This window comes from Xanthomonas melonis, assembly GCF_020783655.1.
Taxonomy (GTDB): Bacteria; Pseudomonadota; Gammaproteobacteria; order Xanthomonadales; family Xanthomonadaceae; genus Xanthomonas; species Xanthomonas melonis.
Window position 1 is genome coordinate 198,097 of sequence record NZ_JAJGQH010000006.1, and the last position, 25,402, is coordinate 223,498.

Below are 25,402 nucleotides of genomic sequence, written 5' to 3' on the forward strand. Positions count from 1 at the left end.
TTCTTCCGGATCGGCCAAGCGTGCGCCGCAATGCCTGATTCGGGCCGCTCTTCCGTGCAGGAGCCAGACGTAGGCGACGTCGCCGTCAGTGTGGCCGACGTCCTGGCCGCGCAGGCCCGCCTGCGCAAGTATCTGTCGCCCACGCCACTGCACTACGCCGAACGCTTCGGCGTGTGGTTGAAGCTGGAAAATCTGCAACGCACCGGCTCCTACAAGGTGCGTGGCGCGTTGAATGCCTTGCTGGCAGGGCTGGAGCGCGGCGATGAACGCCCGGTGATCTGCGCCTCGGCCGGCAACCACGCGCAAGGCGTGGCATGGTCGGCATACCGGCTCGGCGTGCAGGCCATCACCGTGATGCCGCATGGCGCACCGCAGACGAAGATCGCCGGCGTGGCCCACTGGGGCGCAACCGTGCGCCAGCACGGCAACAGTTACGACGAAGCATTCGCCTTCGCCCGCGAGCTGGCCGACCAGAACGGCTATCGGTTTCTCTCCGCTTTCGACGACCCGGATGTGATCGCCGGCCAGGGCACGGTGGGTATCGAATTGGCCGCGCATGCCCCGGATGTGGTGATCGTGCCGATCGGCGGCGGCGGCCTGGCATCCGGCATCGCCCTTGCGCTGAAGTCGCAGGGCGTGCGCGTGGTCGGTGCGCAGGTGGAGGGCGTGGACTCCATGGCCCGCGCCGTCCGCGGCGATGTGCGCGAAATCGCGCCCGTGCCCACGCTCGCCGATGGCGTCAAGGTCAAGATTCCCGGCTTCCTCACCCGTCGTCTGTGCGCCAGCCTGCTGGACGATGTCGTCATCGTGCGCGAAGCCGAATTACGCGAAACCCTGGTGCGGCTGGCACTGGAAGAACACGTCATCGCCGAGGGCGCCGGTGCGCTCGCCCTGGCCGCCGGTCGCCGCGTTGCGGGCAAACGCAAATGTGCGGTCGTCTCTGGCGGTAATATCGACGCAACCGTTCTGGCCACACTCTTGTCCGAAGTGCGGCCGCGTCCGCCACGCAAACCGCGCCGCCGCAATACCGAGCGGCTGCGCAACGAACGCAGCGTCAAGCCGCCCCCACCCGCCGCCGCTGTTTCCCGCCCATCCGCAGTCGCTACAACGCCTGTCACCGCCATCGCAGTAGAGGAGTCTTACTGGTGAACACGACCGTATCCAACCAGACCCCGCGTATCCGAATTTTCGACACCACCCTGCGCGACGGCGAGCAATCCCCCGGCTGCAGCATGACGCCCCAGCAGAAGCTGGTGATGGCGCGCGCGCTGGATGAGCTCGGCGTGGACATCATCGAAACCGGCTTCCCGGCCAGTTCGCATTCCGATCGCGAAGCGGTAGCGATGATCGGCCGCGAGCTGCGACGCCCCACGCTTGCGGTGCTGTCGCGCTGCCTGCAGGCCGACATCGAAACTTCCGCAAAGGCACTGGAGGCCGCCGCCAATCCGCGCCTGCACGTGTTCCTGTCCACCAGCCCGCTGCACCGCGAGCACAAGCTGCGCATGAACCGCGAGCAGGTGCTGGAATCGGTGCACAGGCACGTGACGCTGGCGCGCAGCTACATCGACGATGTGGAGTTCTCCGCCGAAGACGCCACCCGCACCGAGGAAGACTTCCTGGCCGAGGTCGCCCGCGTGGCGATCGCCGCTGGCGCCACGACCATCAACCTGCCCGACACGGTGGGCTTCACCACGCCGGAAGAGATCCGCGGCATGTTCTCGCGCCTGATCGCCGGTGTGGAAGGCGCCGACAGGGTGATCTTCAGCGCGCACTGCCATAACGACCTGGGCCTGGCGGTGGCCAATTCGCTGGCCGCCATCGAAGGCGGCGCGCGTCAGGTGGAATGCACCATCAACGGCATTGGCGAGCGCGCTGGCAACTGCGCGCTGGAAGAAATCACCATGGCATTGAAGGTGCGTGGTGCGTTCTACAACATCGATACCGACATCAATACCCCACGCATCGTGTCCACCTCGCAGTTGCTGCAGCGCCTGGTCGGCATGCCGGTGCAGCGCAACAAGGCGGTGGTCGGCGGCAATGCGTTCGCACACGAATCCGGCATCCACCAACACGGCATGCTGCGTCACCGCGGCACCTACGAAATCATGCGCCCGGAAGACGTGGGTTGGGAGTCCTCGCAGATGGTGCTGGGCCGCCACAGCGGACGCGCCGCAGTGGAACAGCGCCTGCGTGCGCTGGGCTACCTGCTGGAGGAAGAAGAGGTCAAGCTGGTGTTCGAACAGTTCAAGGCGCTGTGCGAGAAGCAGCGCGTGGTCACCGATGCCGACCTGCAGGCATTGATGCAGGATGCCACCGTGCAGGAAGGCTACCGCCTGGCATCGATGACCATCAGCGACGTCGGCAGCCGCGCCAATGCGCTGGTGGAATTGTCCGACCCGGAAGGCAACCGCGTGGCCGAAACCGCGCAGGGCAACGGGCCGGTCGATGCGTTGTTCGGTGCATTGGCGTCGGCCACCGGCGTGAAGCTGGAGCTGGATAGCTACCAGGTGCACAGCGTTGGCATCGGCGCCGACGCGCGCGGCGAGGCCAGCCTGAGCGTGCGTCACGACGGTGTGGAATACGAAGGCACCGGCACCAGCAAGGACATCATCGAAGCCAGTGCGCTGGCGTGGCTGGATGTGGCCAATCGTCTATTGCGCCAACGCGAGCGCGGCGTGGTCGCAGGCAAGACGGCGGCGGTGGCGTAACACTGCTCGTTGGTTAGGTGATGCAAGCCTGACGGCCAGCAGAGTGATCTGCTGGCCGTTTTGGTGTTTGGTGTTTGGTGATTTGAACGTCTTCTAAGAATGCTTGCTTGCCGATCAGCAGCCGCGAAGAGTGGGAGCGCGGCGCCGCATCGATCAATCCCACGCACGACGTCTGCCGGTTTCGCGCGAACGCCTCGTTCACTGAGGGTGCTTGCACGCGTACCGGCATGGGACACGCCGCAAGTACGTCCCTGTAGGCTCTTACGCGGCATCCATGCCGCGCAAGGTCCCACGCCGATACGCGCGCAAGCACCTCCGGTTTGAGTCGGTAACTGAAGGAAAAGCGTTCCTTGGTTGATTGATCATGCTTTGGAGCGCGCCCTTCGCTGGCGGAATCATGGCAAAGCGACAGACGAACTGCATCGACTATCGACTGCTGAATCGAAAGCATTACGCCTACAAAGGGCGTTGCTTGCCCATGAGCAACCGCAAAGAATGGAAGCACGGTGGCGCGTCCAGGGGCGGGACCATGTGGCGGCATGGATGCCACCACTGAGCCTCCACGGACGGATTTACGGCGTGTCCTGCCACTGGATGCGGCACCGCGCCATCGATAAGCCCAAAAACGAAAGCGGCCATCGCCCAAACAGGACTATGACCGCCAGTACTTCGAAAAAACGATACATCCAACCAAAGCTTTATAACGCAGCCACCACCGCGTCGCCCATTGCCACCGTACCCACCCTGGTCGTGCCTTGGGACCAGATATCGGCAGTGCGCAGGCCTTGGTCGAGCACCTTGCCGACCGCTTGCTCGATCGCATCTGCTGCGGCAGATTGCGCAAACGTATAGCGCAACATCATCGCCACCGACAGGATCGTCGCCAGCGGATTGGCGATGCCCTGCCCCGCAATATCCGGAGCCGAGCCATGGCAGGGTTCGTACATGCCCTTGCTGTCGGCATCCAGTGACGCCGACGGCAGCATGCCGATCGAACCGGTGAGCATCGACGCCTGGTCGGACAAGATATCGCCGAACATGTTGTCGGTCACGATCACGTCGAACTGTTTGGGAGCGCGCACCAGCTGCATCGCAGCGTTGTCGACATACATATGCGACAGCGCGATATCCGGATAGTCCTTGGCCACTTCTTCCACCACCGCGCGCCAGAGCTGGCTCGACGCCAGCACGTTGGCCTTGTCGACCGAACACAGCTTCTTGCCGCGCAGGCGTGCCATCTCGAAGCCGGCCTTGGCGATGCGGCGGATCTCGCTTTCGCTATACGGCAAGGTGTCGTAGGCCTGGCGCTCGCCGTTGTCCAAGGTGCGATTGCCACGCGGCTGGCCGAAATAGATGCCGCCGGTGAGCTCGCGCAGGATCAGCAGATCCAGCCCGGCCACCACCTCCGGCTTGAGCGTGGACGCCTCGGCCAGCTGCGGATACAGCAAGGCCGGGCGCAGATTGGCGAACAGGCCCAGCTGCGAGCGGATCTTCAGCAACCCGCGCTCCGGGCGCAGCGCCGGGTCGATGGTGTCCCATTGCGGGCCACCCACCGCGCCCAGCAGCACGGCATCGGCAGCGCGCGCGCGCGCCAACGTTTCATCCGCCAACGGGCTGCCGTACTTGTCGTAGGCAGCGCCACCGAGCTCGTCGTACACCAGGCTGTAGCCAAGACCGTACTGCGCATCGATCCGCGTCAGTACCTTGACCGCTTCGGCCATGATTTCCGGGCCGATGCCGTCACCGGGAAGAATCAGAATCTGCTTGCTCATGCAATCCTCGTGGGTCGGCGCCGCGGCGCCAGGTGTCGATGGGCCGTGCCGGCCGGCGTTCAGATCAGCGCAGCGCCCCGAACAGCCAGGGCTGGCGGACGCGATGGGCCTGCTCGAACCGGTCGATCGCCTCGGCGTCCTGCAAGGTCAGGCCGATATCGTCCAGGCCATTGAGCAGGCAGTGCTTGCGGAATGCGTCGATCTCGAAGGCATACTCCACGCCATCGGGCCTGCGCACGCGCTGCGCCTCCAGATCCACGGTGAGTTGGTAGCCTTCGGTGTGAAAGCACTGCGCGAACAAGGCATCCACGTCGGCTTCGGCCAGTACGATCGGCAACAGACCATTCTTGAAGCTGTTGTTGTAGAAGATGTCGGCAAAGCTGGGCGCGATGACCGTGCGGAATCCGTATTCGTCCAGCGCCCACGGCGCATGTTCGCGCGAGGAGCCGCAGCCGAAGTTCTCGCGCGCCAGCAGCACACTGGCGCCCTGGTAGCGCGGGAAGTTGAGCACGAAATCCGGGTTGAGGGGGCGCGTGCTGTTGTCGCGCCCCGGCTCGCCGATATCCAGGTACCGCCACTCGTCGAACAGGTTCGGCCCGAAACCGGTGCGCTTGATCGATTTCAGGAACTGCTTGGGAATGATCTGGTCGGTGTCGACATTGGCGCGATCCAGCGGCGCCACCAGTCCGGTGTGTTGGGTGAAAGGAGTCATGGGAATGCCGGGATTAGGGATTGGACAATGGGGATTCGAAAAGGCTGGGGATGGCGTAGCGCTTTTTACGAATCCCGAATCCCCATTCCCGAATCCCCAAGCTCACGCACATCGACAAAATGCCCGCTCACCGCCGCCGCTGCCGCCATCGCCGGGCTGACCAGGTGGGTGCGGCCACCGGCACCCTGGCGACCTTCGAAATTGCGGTTGGAGGTGGAAGCGCAATGCTCGCCGCTGCCCAGCTTGTCCGGATTCATCGCCAGGCACATCGAGCAGCCTGGCTCGCGCCATTCGAAGCCGGCCTCCAGGAATACCTTGTCCAGGCCTTCGGCCTCGGCTTGCGCCTTGACCAGGCCCGAGCCCGGTACCACCAGCGCCTGCTTGATGGTGGAGGCCACCTTGCGGCCCCTGGCAACCGCAGCGGCCGCACGCAGGTCTTCGATGCGCGAATTGGTGCATGAACCGATGAACACGCGATCCAGGCGGATCTCGGTGATCGGCTGGTTGGCGCGCAGGCCCATGTACTTGAGCGCGCGCTCGATCGAGTCGCGCCTGGTCGGATCCGGCTCGGCAGCGGGATCCGGCACCTGCTGATCCACCGCCAGCACCATCTCCGGCGAGGTCCCCCAGCTGACCTGCGGCTTGATGTCCTCGGCACGCAGTTCCACCACCGTGTCGAAGTGTGCGCCTGGGTCGGACACCAGCGTGCGCCACAACACGACGGCCGCGTCCCATTCGGCGCCCTTGGGTGCGAACGGACGACCTTGCACGTAGGCAATGGTCTTTTCGTCCACCGCCACCATGCCCACACGCGCCCCGGCTTCGATGGACATGTTGCAGATGGTCATGCGCCCTTCCATCGACAGCTCGGCAATGGCGCTGCCGGCAAATTCCAGCGCATGCCCGTTGCCGCCGGCGGTGCCGATCCTGCCGATCACGGCCAGCACGATGTCCTTGGCGGTGACGCCGAACGGCAAGCTGCCTTCGACGCGCACCTGCATGTTCTTCATCTTCTTGGCGATCAAGCACTGGGTGGCCAGCACGTGCTCGACCTCGGAGGTGCCGATGCCGTGCGCCAGCGCGCCGAATGCGCCGTGCGTGGACGTGTGGGAATCGCCGCAGACCACGGTCATGCCCGGCAAGGTGGCGCCCTGTTCGGGGCCGACCACGTGCACGATGCCCTGGCGGGTATCGTTCATCTTGAACTCGAGGATGCCGAAATCGTCGCAGTTCTCGTCCAGGGTCTGCACCTGCAGCCGCGACACTTCATCGGCGATCGCCTGCAGCCCGCCCTGGCGCTCGGTCCGCGTGGTCGGCACGTTGTGGTCGGGCGTGGCGATGTTGGCATCGATCCGCCATGGCTTGCGCCCGGCCAGACGCAGACCCTCGAAGGCCTGTGGCGAGGTCACTTCATGCAGGATGTGGCGGTCGATGTAGATCAACGACGAGCCGTCATCGCGGCGGGCGACCTCGTGCATCTCCCACAATTTGTCGTACAGGGTCTTGGCAGTCATTGCGTGGTCCGTTGGCGAAGGGTGGGCAGGCCCATCTGGCTGGGTTCGATGCTAGGAGCTTGCCTCGGATAACACAAATTCATATTGTTTATTCAAGGAATGAATTATAGGAATGGTTTTGGACCTCGCAAATCTGAGCGCGTTCGTGGCGATCGCCGAGAGCGGCAGTTTTTCTGGGGCAGGCGAGTCGCTGCACTTGACCCAACCGGCGGTGAGCAAGCGCATCGCGGTGCTTGAAGCACAACTGTCCGCACGGCTGTTCGATCGCCTGGGCCGCCAGGTCGTGCTGACCGAAGCGGGACAGGCCCTGCTGCCGCGCGCCCAGCGCATCCTGTCAGAGCTGGAAGACACCCGCCGCGTGCTGGAGCATCTGGGTGCGGCAGTCGGCGGCCGTCTGAGCCTGGCCACCAGTCACCATGTCGGCCTGCATCGTCTGCCGGCGCTGCTTCGCCAGTTTGCCGCGCAGCAGCCACAGGCAGCACTGGACATCCAGTTCCTGGATTCGGAGTTGGCATATGCGGCGGTGCTGCGCGGCGAGGTGGAGCTGGCGGTGACCACGCTGGCACCGGACACGCGTGCGCCGCTGCGTGCGCAATCGATCTGGCACGACCGCCTGCAGGTCGTCGTCGCCCCGGACCATCCCCTGGCCGGTTTGCGCGAGGTGACGCTGGACGACGTGGCAGCGTATCCAGCGGTCCTGCCGGATGCAGGGACCTTCACCCATCGCATCGTTGCCGGGCTGTTCGCCGATCGTGGGCTGGCGCCGCGGCTGCGCATGACCACCAACTATCTGGAGACGATCAAGATGCTGGTCTCGGTGGGCCTGGCCTGGAGCGTGCTGCCCGAGCGCATGATCGACCATCAGATCGTGGCGCTGCCGGTGGCCGATGTGGCGCTGTCGCGCGAGCTGGGCTGCGTGACCCACGGCGGGCGCACCTTGTCGCGTGCCGCGCAGGCCTTTGTCGCCCTATTGAACGCGCAGGCCGACAAGCCCAGGCCCTGAGCGGGCGCGCGTGTCCCCTCCAGCCCGGACGCTGGCGCCCTGCCGCAGTTACTGGTCCACCAACCGATCGCGCCCCAACCGCTTGGCCTGATACAGCCGGCGATCGGCCAGGGCGAGCAGCTCGCGCCGGGTCGGCGCCTGCCCGCTCATCGCCATGCCCATGCTGGCGGTGCAGCGCACGCTGCTGCCGTGCGCGTCGATCTCGATCGCTGCCAGCCGTTGCCGCATGCCTTCGAACAGCATGCGCGCCTGCGCGGCATCCAGGCCAGTGGCTGCCAGCAGGAATTCTTCGCCGCCGTGGCGCGCGGCAAAACAACGCGCCTGTCCCTGTTCGCTCAGGACTTCGGCGACCGCGCACAATACCGCATCGCCCACCTCGTGGCCGTGCGCATCGTTGATGCGTTTGAAGTGATCGATATCCATCAGCGCCAATGCCAGCGGGGCGCCACCGGCCCGCGCTTCGTCGAACCATTGCTGCAGCACGCGCTCGGCCTCGCGGCGGTTCGGCAGCGCGGTCAACACGTCGTGGCTGGCGCGATACTCCAGCTGGCGCATCAGGGCTTCGCGCTCCTGACTGGCCTGTTGCAGGGCCAGGTTCTTGTCGCTCAACTCGCGTGTCCGCCGATCGATGACGGTGTTGAGCTGGCGTTGCCGATGGCGGTAACTGGCCGTACGCCACAGGTAGAACGCATAGATCAGGCCACCGGCCAGCAGCAGCCCCAGTGCGATCACTTCGCCGCGGCGCCACCACGGTGGGGCCAGCGCGATCATCATGCTGGACTCCCCTTGCAGCGCCGCCTGCCGCCAATCCACCGGCAGCGACATGGCCTGCACCCGAAAACGGAACTGCCCCGGCGGCAGGTTGGTGTATACCGCCTCGGTGGCACCGTCGGCATCCACCCAATCCGGGTCGAATCCCTCCAGCCGGTAGCGGTAGCGCACCTTGTCCGGGCCGCGGAAATTCAACCCCGCATAGCCGATGGCGATGCGACGGGTTTCGGCGCCGAACTGGTGCGGCCCGCTCAGCGGCTGCACCATGCCATCGACCAGCAGACGCTCGAACACGATCGGCACGCGATGCCCCTGCAGGGTACCGACCCGCGCAGGATCGATCACGCCCAGGCCGGCGGAGGTGGGAAACAACAGCTGCCCGGACTGCGTCAACCAGCCGGCCGGCGCGCTGCTGCCGTTGCCCTGGTTGCTGGGCATGCCATCGCTGCGATCCACCACTTCCACGCTCAATTGCTCGCGGGTGCCGGCATCGATCTGATCGAAGTCGCTGCGTGCGATGCGGAACACGCCGTGATTGCTGGACAACCATAGATGACCGCGGCCATCGTCGATCACCCGGAACACCTTGTCGCGCGGCAGTCCGACGCGATGGTCGTAGACGCGGAAGCGTTCGCCGCGCAGGCGCAGCAGGCCGCGATCGCTGGCGATCCACAGATCGCCAGCGGCATCGCGCAGGAAATCGAAGGCGTTCTGTCCGGGGAAGTCCTGCTCGCCCAGCCACGCGCGCGTGCTGCCGTCGGGTGACAACGCGGTCATGCCGCGGTCGGTACCGCTCCACACCACGCCTTGCGCATCACGGTACAGCGCCTGCACCGAACCGTCGGGCACGCCATCTGCAGCGGTGTATCGGTGCGCCTTGCCCTGGCGCCAGCGCACCAGGCCACCGGTGGTGCCGATCCACAGGTCCTCGCCGTCCGGCAGCACCGCACGCACCGACAGCGACGGCAGGCCGTCGGCCGCCCCGATGCGCGTGCGCACCTCGCCCTGCGCATCCAGGCGCAGCACGCCCTGGCTGTACGTTCCGGCCCAGACGCCGCCGTCTCCCGCATCGGCCAGCGACAGCACCGATTGCTCCAGCACGCGTCCATCGTCGCTGGGCAGCAAGGCGACCCGGTCGATCCGGCCGTCGCGCCAGCGATCCAGGCCCACCGCACTGCCCACCCACACCGTGCCATCGGCAGTCTGCAGGACCGTGCGCACGTAGTCCGACGCCAATCCATCGGCCTGGGTAATGCCGTGCGCGGCGCCTTCGGCGATGCGGAACAGGCCATGCGTGCTGCCGACCCAGATCAGACCTTCGGCATCTTCCAGCAAGGCCGGGCTGGCCACGCCGGAAATGGCGATCTGTTCGTCCTGCGCCTGCGCACTGCTGTGGACCACCAGGGTGCCGGTCGGCAGGCTCATCCACAGATGTCCGCGCCGGTCCAGCAGCAATGCATCCACCCGCTCACCCTGGCGGAAGCGCTGCAGGCCGCCGCCGCGGCTCCACCACCACACGCCGTCATCGCCGGCGACCAGCAGGCCGCCGTTGCGATCGCTGGCCAGGCGTCGCACCGGCGCGGCCCGCATGCCGTGCGCCGCCCCCCAGGCCTCGACCGCCCCTCCCGCCGCCGGCAGGCGATACAGCCCGACCTCGGTGCCGATCCAGACATCGCCGCCGTCGTCGGCCTGCAGGGCGGTGATCCGTGCGCGCGGCAGCCCTGCCTGGCGGCCGATGTCCAGCAGCCGACCGTCCGGCTCGATGCGGTACAGCGTCTGCGGAGTTCCCACCCATAACGCGCCGTCGGTGCGACGCAGCAGCGCGCTCACCGCCAGATGGCGGGCCGAGGCGTCGCCCAGCTGTCGCCAGCGACCATCCTGATAGTGATAGACCCCATCGAAGGCAGTACCGAACAACATGCCGGCACCGTCGCGTGCCACCACGAAGACGCCGCCCAGCTCCACCCCGGGCGTGTTCTGGCGGTCGTAGACGGTGAAATCGCGGCCGTTGAAGCGCGCCACACCTTCCCAGGTGCCGACCCAGATCAGCCCGTCCTCGCCCTGGGCGACGGCGTGCACCAGGTTGTGCGGCAGGCCGTCGTCCATGTTCCAGCGGGTGACGGTGTGATAGGCGGTGTGCTCCAGCGGCTGCGCGGCAGCCGGCAGGATTCCCAGTCCCTGGCAGCACAGCAGGATCCATAGCCAGGCAATGACCGCCCGCGACACGCCTGTGCCGCGAGCGCAGCCTGCCTGCGCATCCGCCCCGATCCTGTCCACGCTTCCTTCCCCCGTCCATGCCCGATGGAGTTGCCCTGCGGCAAGCGCCGGCGGGCGTTGCGCCAATCTAGCACCGGGATTTTTGCCCCGCCTTAGGTACATCCCCCACAGCTGCCGGGTGCACCATGACACCGGGAGCATACGAATGTAACCGTGATGGATCATCACCATTGCCATGCGCCGCAGGTGCGAGCGATCGCGTGGAATTCCCGCCATCTGCGCGCGTATTCACCTGCCACGGCGTGGCGGAGATGGGTGGGCCGGATGGGGCGCGCATTCGTGCTGATGCGTTCAGCCCTTCCAGTATAAATATAGAACCGGATGGTCTAGTATTGAGCGCATGTCCAGCTCGCCCCCCCTCAAGTCCAAGGCCAGGAGCAACGGTCCCGGACGTCCCAAAGACCTCGGCAAGCGCGCCGCGATCCTCGACGCTGCGCGCGCCCTGTTCATGGAGCAGGGCTATGCCGGCGTCAGCATGGACGGGATCGCCGCCCAGGCCGGCGTCTCCAAGCTGACCGTGTACAGCCATTTCGGCGACAAGGAGAGCCTGTTTTCCGAGGCCATCCGTGCGCAATGCCAGCACATGATGCCGGACGACCTGTTCGATCACGCGCCCAAGGGTGCATTGCGCGACCAGCTGACCGAGATCGCCCATGCGTTCTTCGCCATGGTCAGCACCGAATCGGCCATTTCCACCCACCGCATGATGATGGCGCCGGGGACCGGCGACGTGCATGTGCGCGAGATGTTCTGGGACGCGGGCCCCAAGCGAACCCAGCAGGCGTTGGCGGACTTTCTGGCCGCGCGGGTGGCCGACGGGCAGCTCGACATTCCCGACCTGGCACGCGCCGCTTCGCAGTTCTTCTGCCTGCTCAAGGGCGAACTGTATGCGTTGATGATGTGCGGGCTGCACGGCCAACCCAGCCGCGCACAGGTGGACGAGCACATCACCTCGAGTGTGGATTTTTTCTTGAAGGCCTATGCGTCGCGCTGATCGGCGGGCGCCTTTGGTGGCGATGACTTCCGGCACTGCGCCGGCCGTCGGTGCGCGGCGATGCTAGATGCACCAGCCGCCCCGCGCACCGGTAAAATGTCCGCCCCACCGTGTTGGATAACCGCACCATGACGATCGATTTCACCCAGGCCCGCGAAAAAATGGTCGAACAGCAGATCCGGCCGTGGGACGTGCTGGACCTGCGCGTGCTCGACGTGCTGGCGCGCATGCCGCGCGAAGCTTTCGTGCCGGAGGCCTACAAGACGCTGGCCTATGTCGACGTGGAAATTCCGCTGTCGGCCGGCCACAAGATGATGAAGCCGGTGATCGAAGGCCGCATGCTGCAGGCGCTGGATCTGCAACCGGGCGAAGACGTGCTGGAAGTCGGCACCGGCAGCGGGTTTTCCACTGCCTGCCTGGCAGCACTGGCCCGCGAAGTGGTGAGCCTGGAGATCGACCCGGCATTGGCTGCCGCCGCACGCGCCAACCTGGACCGCACCGGCCTGGGCAGCAACGTCCGCATCGAAACCGCCGACGTCTTCGGCTGGCAGAGCGAGCGTCGCTTCGATGCCATCTGCGTGACCGGCGCCGTCGATACCCTGCCGGTCCAGTGGCTGCAGTGGCTGCGTCCGAATGGCCGGCTGTTCGTGGTGCGCGGTCACGATCCGGTCATGGAAGCGGTCCTGGTCCGTGGCGAGGTCAACGCCCCACGCATCGAATCGTTGTTCGAAACCGACCTCGCCTATCTGCAGGGCGCCGCACCGACGCCCCGATTCCAATTCTGATTCCCAAGGAAGCTCCCCCGATGATCCGCCGATCCCTCGCCCTGGCCCTGGCCGCCGCCCTGTCACCGATGGCGGCGCACGCCACCGATCTGCTGCAGGTCTACGAAATGGCCCGCAATGGCGACCCGCAGCTGGCCGTGGCCGAGTCCACCCGGCTGGTGAATCGGGAGGGCCAGGTGCAGGCCCGGGCGGCATTGTTGCCGCAGCTGGATGGGCAGGCGAGCTACAGCAAGGCGCATCGTGAGATCGAAGGGCTGGACGGGCGTATCACCACCTCCTCGCGCTCGCAGCAGATCCAGGGCAGCCAGACCATCTTCAACTGGGCGCAGTTCGCCAACCTGCGCGCGCAGCGCGAGATCGCCAAAGCGGCGGATTTCACCCTGCAGTCGGCCAACAACAATCTGATCACCCGCACCTCGGCGGCGTACTTCCAGGTGTTGGTGGGGATCGAGTCGCTGGCAGCGGCGGAGACCAACGAAGCGGCGGCCAAGAAGCAGTTCGACTTCGCCGACAAGCGTCTGGAGGTCGGCCTGGCGCCGATCACCGACGTGCACGAAGCGCGTGCCCAGTACGACCAGGCGCGCGCCGACACCATCAATGCGCGCAACCTGTTGAAGGACTACTACCAGGCGCTGACCGAACTCACCGGCCAGCCGGTGACGGCCCTGCGCTCGCTGCCGGAGAGCTTCCGCCCCGAGGTGCCGGCGGCCTACGGCAATGTCGATCAATTGGTGGCCACCGCCATCGCCGACAACCCGGAACTCAAAGCGCAGCAGCTGCAGGTGAGCGCCGCCGAAGCGCAGGTCAATGCCGCGCGCGCCGGTCACCTGCCCACCGTGAGTCTGAACGGCAACATCGGGCGGACCAATAGCTGGGGCGGCGGCGCTGCCGAAAGCGGCGTCTTCACCACCCAGGGCCGCGACATCGACACCGACTCCATCGGCTTCACCGTCTCGATTCCGATCTTCGCCGGTGGCGCCACGCAGTCGGCCGTGCGCCAGGCGCTGTCGCGCCGCGATATCCAGCAGGACACCTACGAGCAGCAGAAGCGCGCGCTCGATCGCAATACACGCAATGCCTACCAGACCGTGGTCGCCGGCATCAGCGAAGTGGAAGCGCGCCGTCTGGCCGTGGTCTCGGCGCAGGCGGCCTACGACGCGTCGCAGGTCGGCCTGGAAGTGGGTACCCGCACTGTGCTGGACGTGGTGCAGAACCAGCGCACGCTGTATCAATCGCAGGTGGCCTATGCGCAGGCGCGCTACACCTTCCTGCAGAACCGGCTGCTGCTGGGCCAGGCGATCGGCAAGCTGGATATCGCCGACCTGCAGGACGTCAACCGCCTGTTGTCGCAGGATGCCGAGGCCGGGCTGCAGGGCAGCGGCTCGCTGCAGTAACGCAGCGCAGATGTTGCCGGGAAGGCGGGCTCAGGCCCGCCTTTTTCGTTTGCGACGGCAAGTGCCTGCAGGCGCGTGCACGGCGCCTGAGGTGGCCCCTGCCGACCCGTGATCGCGCGCGAATGGCAGCGCGCTGCTGCGGCTCACGGCAACGCACCCTCGCTGGCCACCGGCGGCAGATCCGGCGCGATCTGCACCAGCGTGCGCGCCACCGCGCCCTTGCCGTTGGCGACCAGCGCCAGGCCGGCGGCGACCATGGCTTCGCGCTGCGCCGGCTCGCTCAGCAGGCGCGCCAGTTCGCGGTGGACACAAGCGGCGTCATCGCAGATGGCAACCGCTTCGGCCTCGCGCATGCGCCGCGAGATTTCGGAGAAGTTGTGCAGATGCGGGCCGGTGACCGCTGCGGTGCCCACGGCGGCCGGCTCGAGCAGGTTGTGCCCGCCGATCGGCTGCAGGCTGCCACCGACGAAGGCGACCTGGGCGCACGCATAGAAGCTCATCAGCTCGCCCAGGGTATCGATGACGAATACCGCATCGTGCGCCTGCGGCCACTGCTGCGCCTTGCGCGTGGCCACGCACCAACCACGTTCGCGCGCCAGTGCTTCCACCTTGCCGAAACGTTCGGGGTGACGCGGCGCCCACAGCAACAGCAGATCGGGAAATTGTGCCAGCAGCCGCGCATGGATATCGGCCACCGCCGCCTCCTCGCCTTCATGCGTGCTGGCGGCGATCCACACCGGTCGCGTGGCCGGCACATGCGCGCGGAACTGCGCCACCAGTACAGGCAATTGCGCAGGCGCGGCGATGTCGAACTTGAGGTTGCCCAGCGCCACCACCTGGTCGGCCCGCGCGCCCAGGGTGATGAAACGCTCCGCGTCGTCCTGCGACTGCGCCGCCACGCAGGTCACCGTGCGCAGCGCGCGACTGATCAACGGTGCCAGCACGCGGTAGCCACGCAGCGAGCGTGCCGACAGCCGGGCGTTGAGGATGTACAGCGGAATCCTGCGATCGCGGCAACCGAACAACATGTTCGGCCACAACTCGGTTTCCAGGATCAAGGCCAGCCGCGGGCGGAAATGTTCCAGGAAACGGCCCACGCTGCCGGGCACGTCGTAGGGAAGATAGACGTGATCCACCGCATCACCCCAGACCGCGCGCACGCGCTCGGAGCCGGTCGGCGTGATGGTGGTGATGACCCAGCGGATATCCGGCCGCTGCGCGCGCAAGGCGTTGACCAGCGGCACGGCCGCATTGACCTCGCCCACCGACACCGCATGCACCCAGACGCGCGGGCGGCCGCAGGCATGCGTGTACGACGCGTAGCGCTCGTTCCAGCGATTGAAGTATTCGCGCACGCGGAAGCCGCGCCACACCAGGTGGTACACCGTGATCGGCAGCAACAGATACAACAGCGCCGAGTACAGCCCACGCAATAGCCATTCGATCGGGTCTTTCCGCATCCGTGCAGGATACGGGAGCGCTCCGGCGTGCGCATGTGCACGCTGCCGCGCGCACGCGATCCCTTAGAATTGCCGCATGTCCGAGTCCGCCAACGTCGCCGTTCGCCCCTCCCTGCGCAACCCCAGGCACTGGCCCATGTATCTTGGGCTCGCAGTGATGGTGCTGGCCGGCCGCCTGCCCTGGACGCTGCAGCGCGCGGTGGGGCGCGGCGTGGGCTGGATCGCCATGCGCGTGGCGGGCACGCGCCGTCGCGCTGCCGAAGTAAACCTCAAGTTGTGCTTCCCCGAACAGGACGACGCCTGGCGGGCACGACTGCTGCGCGACAGCTTCGATGCGCTGGGTGTGGGCCTGTTCGAATTCGCGCGCGCCTGGTGGGGCAGCATCGATGCGATTCGCCCGGGGGTGCAGATCGAAGGCCTGGAGCATCTGCAACGGTTACAGGAGCAGCAGCGCGGCGTGCTGCTGGTGTCCGGCCACTTCATGACGCTGGAGATGTGCGGACGCCTGCTGTGCGAGTACGTGCCGCTGGCCGGCATGTACCGCAGGCACCGCAATCCGGTGTTCGAATGGGCGGTCAAGCGCGGGCGTCTGCGCTATGCCACGCACATGTTCGCCAACGAAGACCTGCGCGCCACCATCAAGCATCTCAAGCGCGGCGGCTTCCTGTGGTACGCACCCGACCAGGACATGCGCGGCAAGGACACCGTGTTCGTGCCGTTCTTCGGCCATCCGGCCTCCACCATCACCGCCACCCATCAACTGGCGCGATTGACCGGGTGCGCGGTGGTGCCGTACTTCCATCGCCGCGAAGGCGGGCGCTACATCCTCAAGATTGCACCGCCGCTGGCGGGCATTCCGTCCGACGACGTGATCGCCGATACCACCCAGGTCAATGCGGCGATCGAAGACATGGTGCGCGAAGCGCCGGATCAATACCTGTGGATCCACCGCCGCTTCAAGCGCCAGCCCGGCGGGCGCAGCGCGTTCTATCAATGACCCGGCGGGTCCGCGTGCGCGGGCCGGAGTTCATCACGCGATCGCTCAGCGCGGCGGCGGATCGCCATCGTCGTTGAGCAGTGCTCCGGCATACAACCCGGCCAGCATCAGACTCAACCCGCCCCAGAAGCTGGAATAGAAGGCCAGGTGCGTGTTGAGCGGGAAGACCGTTGCCACCAGCGCGATCATCGCCGGACGCGCCTGCTCGCGTGCGGCCGCGCTCGAATAGCGCCACGCGCGCCACGCCTGCGCCGCACCGGCGAGCCACAGCAGCAACCCGACCACCCCGGTTTCGGCCAGGATTTCCAGCACGATCTGGTGCGCATGGAAGGCCGGACCATCGCCCCAGGCCGGCGCCTGGGTCGGGGCCGGATTGCAGGCCGGGTACGCCTGACGGAAGCCGCGCGCGCCCACGCCATTGATCGGATGCTCGGCGATCATGCACAGCGCCGCGCCCCAGATCTGGGCACGCCCGGACAAGGCCTGGTCCACGCCCTGTTCGCCATCGCCGAACGCCAGGGCGGTACGCTGGATGCGCTCGCGCGCCTGCGGCGCCACTGCCACCACGCCACCGCCCAGCAGCGCGCCGGCCACCGCTACCGCCAGCAGCCGGCGGCCACCCAGCAATTGCCAGCCGGACAGCAGCACGATCACCGCATAGGTGATCCACGATGCGCGCGAACCTGCCAGCACCAGCACGATGCCGACCGCCGCCGCAGCGCCCCCCCAGGCCCAGACCGTGCGCCGCCCCAGCGCCAGCAACAGGAAGGGCGACAGGCTGGCCAGGGTCTGCCCGAACTTGAGGTTGCATGGCCCCAGCGCACCGCTGAGGCGGTCCACCAGCGCCAGCTCCTGCGCGGTGCATAGTCCGTGGCCGCTGATCAGTTGCTTGAGCTGATCCAGGCCGAAGAACAGCGGGCTGCTGCCGATCACCGCCTGCGCCAATGCATCCAGTGTCCACACCCCGCCGATCACCGCCAGCCCGGTGAAGGTGCGACGGCGGCGCTGCGCATTGGCCACTGCGATCGCGCATAGCCACATGAACGGCAGGTAGCGCAGATCCGTGGCGGACTTGCGCAGTGCACGGCCGGCATCCACCGCATCGAACGCCGACAGCATCTGCGGCAGCCAGTAGGCCAGGAACAGCACGCTGGTCAGGGCCCAGGCCGCGCCGCTGAGCAAGCCGGTACCGCCGCGGAAGCGCGCGTGCAGCAAACGGTAGGCGGCGAACACCGCGCCCAGCGACAACACCGTTTCGGCCAGCCCGGGCGTGGGCCATAGCGCGACGAACAGGATCACCCAGGCCGGCGCCCAGCGGCCGACGTCCGGGGTCAATACGGGTGGGCGCGCCATGGCGTCAGCGGCGGAGTTCGTCATAGACCTTCAAGGTGGCCGATTGCATGGCCTGCAACGTATAGGGAATGACCGCCGGAGCCGCAGGCGCCTGCCGCAGCAGGGCCAGCGCCTGCGCGCACAGGGCTGCGGCATCGAAAGGCGCGACCGCGCCGCCGGGCTGCAGCTCGGCAAGCAGTTCACCGACCCCGCCGTGTGCCCAGCCCAGTGCCGGCCGTCCGACCGACAGGGCTTCGACCACGGTGCGGCCGAAGGCTTCGGGTTTGCGCGACAGTTGCAGCACCAGATCGCTGGCGGCATAGGCCTCGGCGATGCGCGCGGTGGGCTCGGTGAACGCCACGGCCTCGGCCACGCCCAAGCGGGTGGCCTCGGCCTCCAGTTCGCGCACATAGGCCTCGCGTCCGGGTTCGCGCGCCCCCGGCAGCCACAGCCAGGCCGCCACGCCGGCCGCACGCACGTCGGCCAGCAGTTGCAGACCGTCGGCATGGCCCTTCAGGCGGGTGCCGCGACCCGGCAACAACAGCAGCGGCGCCTCGGCCGGCAGGCCGGGCAACAGGCTCTGGACCCAGGCGCGCGCGCGGCGATCCGGCCGCGGACGGCGCGGAAACTGGGCGATGTCCACGCCGCGCGCAATGGTGCGCAGGCGGGCCGCCTCGGTGCGCGGGTAGTGTGTGCCCACGTAGTCGCGCACCGTGCGCGAGACGCAGATGACCCGCTCGCCGTAGGTCATCACCGCACTGTAGCGGCTGGGCGAGTTGAGGCCGTGGACGGTGGTGACGAAGCGCGGCCGCGTCGCGGCCGGCATGCCGCGCAGCGCGTACCACCCCAACCAGGCCGGCAACCGCGAGCGCGCATGCACGATGTCGGCCCCGAGTCCGGCGAACAGCCGGCGCAGGCCGACCACATGCCGCAGCGTCAACAAGGACTTGCGGCCGATATCCAGGGTCAGATGCTCGCCACCGGCATCCAGCAATGGCTGGACCAGGCGACCGCCGGCTGACACGACCACGGCGCGATGCCCCGCCTGCACCAGGGCGGCGGCGATTTCCAGGGTGGAGCGCTCGACGCCGCCGGACTGCAGTGCCGGCAGCAGTTGCACCACGGTCAGGCGGTGCATCCGGCCAGTATCAGTCGGCGAGCACGAACAGCGCGCCGCAATACGGGCACTTGGCCTCGCAGTTGGGCTCGTCCTCGATCGGCAGGTACACGCGCGGATGCGAGTTCCACAGCGCCATCGCAGGCGTCGGGCAGCTCAGCGGCAGGTCGCCGCGGTGCACGGTGTAACGCTTTTCGGCATTGGCGGGCGCGGTGGCGGTCTGGCTCATGGCGGTGCGATCGGAAGGCAAAGGCAGAGCGCGGATTCTAGCAGCCTGCATGATGATCGGCCCATCGACCGAGGAGTCACGGCCCGTGCGGACGGTAGGCGCATCGCTTGCCGTCGCGCTGCCGATCCCATCGCCGAGGCCGCTGTGGATGCATCGAGCCGCTTGCACCCGCCTGCCGACGGCGCTGCAGCGCAACGACACTGCGCCGGGCATGCCGCCTATCATCGGGAGTCGGCGCTCCGCCATCCGGCTGCGCGCCCCCCGACGGGCGCAGCATCGGCCCAGCGCACGGGCGGCCGCGCCCGCCCCAAGGAGACATCACCCCGTGACCTTGCCTGTTGCCCAGCTGCACCCGCGCGGTCTGCCGCGAACGCTCGCGGTTGCCCTGCTGTATTCCGCTACGCTGCCGACACTGGCAGCGACGCACTTCGCAAGCAGCTTCGACGGCGGTGACCCGACGCCAGTGCAGGTGGCAGAAACTGCCGTCCATGTCGCCATTGGCGCCGGGCCGTCAACGCCATATGCAGCCAAGCCGAACGCCGGCTACACCGGCCCCCATGCGTTGGCGTATACGACGCAGGGAGTGGGCGGGCGGCGCAGATTGTTCGCCACCGATCTTCCGATCGATGCACACACGACATTGTCTTGGATGGTGTTGCCGGAAAGTGTGGGCAACGACCATGTGGCATCCACGTATGTCTCGTTGGACCTGCTGTTGGATGACGGCACGCGCGTCTCTGCCAGCGCAGCGCGCGACCAGCAGGGCGTTGCACTGGACGCGCAGGCGCAAGGCGGTTCGAAGACGCTGTATCCGCAGCAGTGGACGCGCAAGCAGGTGCGGTTGGGGGATGTGGCCGGGTTGCGCGGGCGTCGTGTGCGGGCGATCGAACTGGAGGTGGCGCCGCCTGCGGGCGCGAGCGCTGCCGGGTGGATCGACGATATCGCCATTGCCGAGGTGCCACTGGTAACGCCGGCCCGCCCATCGGACTGGGTGTTGACCACACGCGGCACGCAATCCAACGGCACGTTCTCGCGCGGCAACAACTTCCCTGCGACGGCGGTGCCGCATGGGTTCAACTTCTGGACGCCGGTGACCGATGCCGGAACGCTGAGCTGGCTGTATCGCTGGAACGAGCACAACGATGCGGACAACCGGCCGCGCCTGCAGGCGCTGTCGCTCAGCCATCAACCGAGCCCGTGGATGGGGGATCGGCAGACGTTTCAGGTGATGCCCTCGCTCGGTGCTGGCGTGCCGGAAGCCGATCGAAAAAAGCGCGCACTGGCGTTCTCGCATGCCAACGAAGTCGCACGCCCCTATCGCTATGCGGTGCAGTTCGACAATGGCATCCAGGCCGAGATCGCGCCCACCGATCATGCGGCGCTGTTCCGTTTTCGCTTCCCTGACCAGGGCGATGCCAATCTGCTGTTCGACAATGTGGACGGGCGCGGCGGGCTACACCTGGATGCCGCAACGCAGACACTGTCCGGCTACACCGGTGTGCGCAGCGGGCTGTCGACCGGGGCGACGCGCATGTATGTCTATGCCAGCTTCGACCGGCCGTGGACGGACAGCGGGAGCATCGACAGCGGGCGGCCGACCGGTTGGATCAAGTTCGATGCTGGCAGCGCACGGCAGGTGCAGATGCGTATCGCGACCTCGCTGATCTCGCTGGACCAGGCCAGGCACAACCTGGCGCTCGAGATCGCATCCGAGGCCAGTATCGAACAGATCGCCGCGCAAGCGCAGGACGCGTGGGATGCGTTGCTGGGGCGGTTCGACGTGCCCGATGCGACTGCCGACCAGAAGACCACGCTGTATTCCAATCTCTACCGGCTCTACCTGTATCCGAACTCCGGGCATGAAAACGTCGGCAGCGCGCAGGCACCGGACTGGCGCTACGCAAGCCAGAACAGCTGGTCGGACGACAACATCGATGGCAGCGCGGTGCGCAGCTTCGCACCGATCCGCGATGGCCGGGTCTACGTCAACAACGGGCTGTGGGACACCTTTCGCACCGCATGGCCGGCGTATGCGCTCTTTGCGCCCGACGACGCCGGACGCCTTGTGCAGGGCTTTATCGAACAAGCGCGTGCAGGCGGCTGGATCGCGCGCTGGTCGTCGCCCGGTTATGCCGATCTGATGGTCGGCACCAGTTCCGACGTGGCGTTCGCCGATGCCTGGCTCAAGGGCGTGCGCGGCTTCGAACCGGCCGAGGCCTATGCGGCGGCGTTGAAGAACGCAACCGTGGTGCCGCCGGATCGGCACGTGGGCCGCAAGGGCATGGCGCGTTCGACCTTCCGCGGCTACACCGATACCGACACGCACGAGGGCATGTCGTGGTCGCTGGAAGGCGCGCTCAACGACTTCGGCATCGCCAACATGGCCGATGCCTTGTCCCGCCAGGCGAGCACGGCGGAAGATCGTGAGCGGTATGCGACCGAGGCGGTGTATTTCCGCCATCGCGCGGCCGGATACGCGGCCTTGTTCGATCCTGGAGTCGGGTTCTTCCAGGGGCGTACACCCGATGGCGCGTGGCGCGTGAATCCGGCGCAGTACGACCCACGCGTCTGGGGCAATGACTACACCGAGTCCAGCGGCTGGACGTTTGCGTTCACCGCGCCACACGATGGCCAGGGCCTGGCTGCGTTGTACGGCGGGCGTGACGCCTTGGCGGCAAAGCTGGACAGCTTCTTCGCCACGCCTGAAACCGGCGAATCGGCATTTGCCGGCTCCTATGGCAACGCCATCCATGAGATGACCGAAGCACGCGATGTGCGCATGGGCATGTATGCGCACAGCAACCAGCCGGCGCACCACATTCCGTGGATGTATCTGTATGCCGGGCAGCCGTGGAAAACCCAGCAGCTGACGCGCGAGATCCTGACGCGGCTCTACCTGGGCAGCGAGATCGGCCAGGGCTATGCAGGCGATGAGGACAATGGCGAGATGTCGGCGTGGTATCTGTTCGCGGCACTGGGCATCTATCCGTTGCGCATGGGCGCGGCGGAGTACGTGATCGGCTCGCCGTTGTTCCGCCACGCGCGCGTGCGCCTGCCCGGCGGCGGCACGCTGACCGTCAATGCGCCGCAGAATTCGCCGCAGAACGTGTACGTGCAATCGCTCAGGGTCAACGGCAAACCGTGGCGCAAGACCTGGTTGCCGCATGCGGCGATTGCCAAGGGCGCAACGCTGGATTTCGTGATGGGGCCAGCGCCATCGCGCTGGGGCAGCGAGCCGCACGCTGCGCCGCCGTCGTTGACGCCAGCGGGTGAACGCCCTGCCCCGTTGCATGACCTGCTGGGTGCCAGCGCACGCGTGACGCAGGCCGATGGTCGCGCGCTGGCGGCTTTGCATGACGACGATGCGGGCAGCGCAAGCGCGGTGTCGCAGGCCACGGTACTGACATTCAGCGGCCTTGATCGCGGTGAAGCCATGCTCTACACCGTGACCAACGGCAACGCCGGGATTGCGTCGGCCGCCTGGACGCTGGAAGCACGCACTGCAGAAGGCACGTGGCGCGTCGTCGACGCGCGCCGCGAGGAGCGCTTTCAATGGCCGCTGCAAACGCGCCCGTTCCGGATCGCGACGCCAGGCTCGTATGCGGAGTATCGGCTGCGTTGGACGGCGCCCGCGCGTGCGCAGGTGGCGGAGATCGAGTTACTGGGTGCAGTGCCGGAGGGGCGCTGAGGAGTGAGGTTTTGGGCGTGATCGCTTGGGATGACGACGACCCGCGACGCCTGCCGTTTGCGTTGCTAAGCCCTACCCTCACCCCAACCCCTCTCCCGTGGGGAGAGGGGCTCTGGGCCGTTGTCTTGCCGGCCGAGCGCTTACCGCTTCAAATCGAGCGACACTCGGCCAATCAAGTCTTGGACAGCTCGCAAGTCTTCGACACCTCGACTCACTCGTTGCCTTTTTCGGTTGACGATTTTTCCGCATCGCGCTGCTTGCGGATCTGCGCATCCACCGCAGCGATCGCGGTCATGTTCATCACCCGGCGCGAGGTGGCACTGGTGGTGAGGATGTGCACCGGCTTGGAGATGCCCATCAGGATCGGGCCGATCGCCACGCCATCGGTGAACACGCGCACCAGGTTGTAGGCGATGTTGGCCGCTTCCAGGTTCGGCAGCACGAACAGGTTGGCGCGGCCCTTGAGCGTGCTGTTGGGCATGATCTGCTTGCGCAGCGCTTCGTCCCAGGCGGTGTCGCCCTGCATCTCGCCATCGATATTGAGCTCGGGCTTGCGCTTGAGCAGGGCTTCGCGCACCTGGCGCATCTTCAGCGCATCGCGCGAATCATGGCTGCCGAAATTGGAATGCGACAGCAACGCGATATTGGGCTCGATGCCGAACAGTTTGAGGCGGTACGCGGCCTGCAGCGTCGCTTCGACCACCTGCTCGACGGTGGGGTCTTCCTGCACATGGGTATCGAGGAAGAAGAACACGCCGAGCTGGTTGATCACGCCGGTCATCGCCGAGGTGGAGCTCACCCGCGGCTCCAGCGGAATCACGCTGCGTGCGTAGCCCAGCTTCTTGTGGAAGCGGCCGACCACGCCGGACAGCATCGCGTCGGCTTCGCCGCGCGCCACCATCACTGCCGCGATCAGGGTCGGGCGCGAACGCATCAGCTCCTTGGCCGCGGTGACGGTCACGCCACGGCGTTCGGTGAGCGCATGGTAGTACTGCCAGTAATCGTTGAAGCGGGGGTCGTCGAGGATGTTGGTGATCTCGAAGTCCACACCGGCGGTCAGGCGCAGGCCCATGCGTTGGATACGCGCCTCGATGACGTCCGGGCGGCCGATCAGGATCGGCAAGGCCAGGCCTTCGTCGACCACGTTCTGCACCGCGCGCAGCACCACTTCTTCTTCGCCTTCGGCATACACCACGCGCTGTTTGTCGGCGCGGGCGCGGTCGTACACCGGCTTCATCATCAGGCTGGTGCGGTAGACGAACTGGCCGAGCTTGTCGCGATACGCCTCCATGTCGGTGATCGGGCGCGTGGCCACGCCCGAGTCCATCGCCGCCTGCGCAACCGCAGACGACAGTTCCACCAGCAGGCGCGGGTCCAGCGGACGCGGAATCAGGTAGTCAGGACCGAAACTCGGGGTCTCGCCGCCGTAGGCCGCGCCCAGGTCGGAGGCTTCGCGCCGTGCCATCGCCGCGATCGCCTTGACGCAGGCGATCTTCATCTCCTCGTTGATGCCGGTGGCGCCCACGTCCAGCGCGCCACGGAACAGATAGGGGAAGCACAGCACGTTGTTGATCTGGTTCGGGTAGTCCGACCGGCCGGTACCGATGATGCAATCCGGACGCACCGCCTTGGCCGCCTCCGGGGTGATCTCCGGGTTGGGATTGGCCAGCGCGAAGATCACCGGCTGGCGCGCCATGCTGGCGACCATCTCCGGCTTGAGGATGCCGGCGGCCGACAGGCCCAGGAAGATGTCCGCGCCTTCGACGATCTCGGCCAGGGTGCGCTTGTCGGTATCGCGCGCGTAGCGCTGCTTGTCCGGGTCCAGGTCGGTGCGGCCGGTGTGGATCACGCCGTCGCGATCCAGCGCCAGGATGTTCTCCGGCTTCAGCCCCAGCGAGACCAGCATGTTGACGCAGGAGATGCCGGCCGCGCCCATGCCGGTGGTGGCCAGCTTGACCTCTTCGATCTTCTTGCCGGTGACTACCAGCGCATTGAGCACGGCGGCGCCGACGATGATCGCGGTGCCGTGCTGGTCGTCATGGAACACCGGAATGTTCATGCGCTCGCGCAGCTTGCGCTCGACGATGAAACACTCCGGCGCCTTGATGTCTTCGAGGTTGATGCCGCCGAAGGTGGGCTCCAGGCTGGCGATGATGTCCACCAGCTTGTCCGGATCGTTCTCGTTGATCTCGATATCGAACACGTCGATGCCGGCGAATTTCTGGAACAGCACGCCCTTGCCTTCCATCACCGGCTTGGACGCCAGCGGGCCGATGTTGCCCAGGCCCAGCACCGCGGTCCCGTTGCTGATGACCGCCACCAGATTGCCGCGTGCAGTGAGTTCGCTGGCCTGGGTGGCGTCCTCGACGATCGCTTCGCAGGCAAACGCCACGCCCGGCGAATACGCCAGCGACAGATCGCGCTGGGTCAGCATCGGCTTGGTCGCGGTGACCTTGATCTTGCCGGCCGGCTGCTGGCGGTGATAGTCGAGGGCGGCCTGTTTGAAGTCGTCGGTGGACATCGGCTGTGTAAGTCTCGAAGGCGCAGGAGGGCTGAATTCTACCCTCCTGCCTGAACAAGGGCCTGTCGCGCAGCTGTCGGCGCGGCAGGAATGGAGCATCGCCAGCCATCGGCGGCCAACGCAGAACG

17 protein-coding genes are annotated in these 25,402 nt (G+C 66.8%); 8 read left to right on the forward strand and 9 right to left on the reverse strand.

Annotated features, from left to right (window positions below; all coding sequences use genetic code 11):
* Window positions 1-30: 30 nt before the first annotated feature.
* A complete protein-coding gene (locus LL964_RS08030; RefSeq protein WP_104586794.1) occupies window positions 31-1,149 on the forward strand; it encodes a threonine dehydratase in 1,119 nt (372 codons plus the stop codon).
* The gene (locus tag LL964_RS08035) at window positions 1,146-2,708 is read left to right on the forward strand and encodes a 2-isopropylmalate synthase (RefSeq protein WP_104586795.1); all 1,563 of its coding nucleotides are present in this window, start codon (window positions 1,146-1,148) and stop codon (window positions 2,706-2,708) included. The genes LL964_RS08030 and LL964_RS08035 overlap by 4 nt, the downstream gene beginning before the upstream one ends.
* 698 nt (window positions 2,709-3,406) lie before the next feature.
* Here LL964_RS08035 and leuB read toward each other — a convergent pair.
* From leuB to leuC, 3 genes are all read right to left on the reverse strand, one after another.
* Window positions 3,407-4,480: a 3-isopropylmalate dehydrogenase gene (gene leuB / locus LL964_RS08040; RefSeq protein ID WP_104586797.1), complete on the reverse strand. Its 1,074-nt coding sequence runs from the start codon at window positions 4,478-4,480 to the stop codon at window positions 3,407-3,409.
* A 64-nt stretch (window positions 4,481-4,544) separates the two neighbouring features.
* The gene (leuD, locus tag LL964_RS08045; RefSeq protein WP_104586798.1) at window positions 4,545-5,192 is read right to left on the reverse strand and encodes a 3-isopropylmalate dehydratase small subunit; all 648 of its coding nucleotides are present in this window, start codon (window positions 5,190-5,192) and stop codon (window positions 4,545-4,547) included.
* 65 nt (window positions 5,193-5,257) lie between these two features.
* Entirely contained in the window at window positions 5,258-6,706 is a 1,449-nt protein-coding gene (gene leuC / locus LL964_RS08050; protein ID WP_104586799.1) for a 3-isopropylmalate dehydratase large subunit, read from the reverse strand.
* A 118-nt stretch (window positions 6,707-6,824) separates the two neighbouring features.
* Between leuC and LL964_RS08055 the strand changes: the two genes are divergently transcribed.
* Window positions 6,825-7,709: a LysR family transcriptional regulator gene (locus tag LL964_RS08055; RefSeq protein ID WP_104586860.1), complete on the forward strand. Its 885-nt coding sequence runs from the start codon at window positions 6,825-6,827 to the stop codon at window positions 7,707-7,709.
* Between the two features lie 48 nt (window positions 7,710-7,757).
* Here LL964_RS08055 and LL964_RS08060 read toward each other — a convergent pair whose 3' ends face one another.
* Window positions 7,758-10,748, reverse strand: coding sequence for a two-component regulator propeller domain-containing protein (locus LL964_RS08060; protein WP_425478147.1), 2,991 nt, complete (start codon window positions 10,746-10,748; stop codon window positions 7,758-7,760).
* 349 nt (window positions 10,749-11,097) lie between these two features.
* Between LL964_RS08060 and LL964_RS08065 the strand changes: the two genes are divergently transcribed.
* From LL964_RS08065 to LL964_RS08075, 3 genes are all read left to right on the forward strand, one after another.
* Window positions 11,098-11,751, forward strand: a complete 654-nt coding sequence (locus LL964_RS08065) for a TetR/AcrR family transcriptional regulator (protein ID WP_104586800.1) — start codon at window positions 11,098-11,100, stop codon at window positions 11,749-11,751.
* A gap of 128 nt (window positions 11,752-11,879) precedes the next feature.
* Entirely contained in the window at window positions 11,880-12,536 is a 657-nt protein-coding gene (locus LL964_RS08070; protein ID WP_104586801.1) for a protein-L-isoaspartate O-methyltransferase family protein, read from the forward strand.
* 20 nt (window positions 12,537-12,556) lie between these two features.
* On the forward strand, window positions 12,557-13,930 hold the full coding sequence (locus LL964_RS08075; RefSeq protein WP_104586802.1) for a TolC family outer membrane protein: 1,374 nt from the start codon (window positions 12,557-12,559) through the stop codon (window positions 13,928-13,930).
* A 143-nt stretch (window positions 13,931-14,073) separates the two neighbouring features.
* Here LL964_RS08075 and waaA read toward each other — a convergent pair whose 3' ends face one another.
* On the reverse strand, window positions 14,074-15,390 hold the full coding sequence (waaA, locus tag LL964_RS08080) for a lipid IV(A) 3-deoxy-D-manno-octulosonic acid transferase (RefSeq protein ID WP_104586803.1): 1,317 nt from the start codon (window positions 15,388-15,390) through the stop codon (window positions 14,074-14,076).
* A gap of 76 nt (window positions 15,391-15,466) precedes the next feature.
* Between waaA and LL964_RS08085 the strand changes: the two genes are divergently transcribed.
* Window positions 15,467-16,387, forward strand: coding sequence for an LpxL/LpxP family Kdo(2)-lipid IV(A) lauroyl/palmitoleoyl acyltransferase (locus LL964_RS08085; protein ID WP_104586804.1), 921 nt, complete (start codon window positions 15,467-15,469; stop codon window positions 16,385-16,387).
* 45 nt (window positions 16,388-16,432) lie between these two features.
* Here LL964_RS08085 and LL964_RS08090 read toward each other — a convergent pair whose 3' ends face one another.
* The 3 genes from LL964_RS08090 to LL964_RS08100 are packed head-to-tail and all read right to left on the reverse strand — an operon-like array spanning window position 16,433 to window position 19,065.
* Window positions 16,433-17,764, reverse strand: coding sequence for an O-antigen ligase family protein (locus tag LL964_RS08090; protein WP_104586805.1), 1,332 nt, complete (start codon window positions 17,762-17,764; stop codon window positions 16,433-16,435).
* On the reverse strand, window positions 17,745-18,857 hold the full coding sequence (locus LL964_RS08095) for a glycosyltransferase (RefSeq protein ID WP_104586806.1): 1,113 nt from the start codon (window positions 18,855-18,857) through the stop codon (window positions 17,745-17,747). Before LL964_RS08095 ends, LL964_RS08090 begins: the two co-directional genes overlap by 20 nt.
* A gap of 10 nt (window positions 18,858-18,867) precedes the next feature.
* Window positions 18,868-19,065 carry a zinc-finger domain-containing protein gene (locus LL964_RS08100; protein WP_011038440.1) on the reverse strand — a complete coding sequence of 66 codons (198 nt, stop codon included), beginning with the start codon at window positions 19,063-19,065 and terminating at the stop codon, window positions 18,868-18,870.
* A 325-nt stretch (window positions 19,066-19,390) separates the two neighbouring features.
* Between LL964_RS08100 and LL964_RS08105 the strand changes: the two genes are divergently transcribed.
* Window positions 19,391-22,753, forward strand: coding sequence for a GH92 family glycosyl hydrolase (locus tag LL964_RS08105; RefSeq protein WP_146092351.1), 3,363 nt, complete (start codon window positions 19,391-19,393; stop codon window positions 22,751-22,753).
* A gap of 211 nt (window positions 22,754-22,964) precedes the next feature.
* Here the strand turns inward: LL964_RS08105 and LL964_RS08110 are convergent, their stop codons facing one another.
* Complete coding sequence (locus tag LL964_RS08110) at window positions 22,965-25,274, reverse strand: NADP-dependent malic enzyme (protein ID WP_104586807.1); 2,310 nt, start codon at window positions 25,272-25,274, stop codon at window positions 22,965-22,967.
* Window positions 25,275-25,402: the final 128 nt, after the last annotated feature.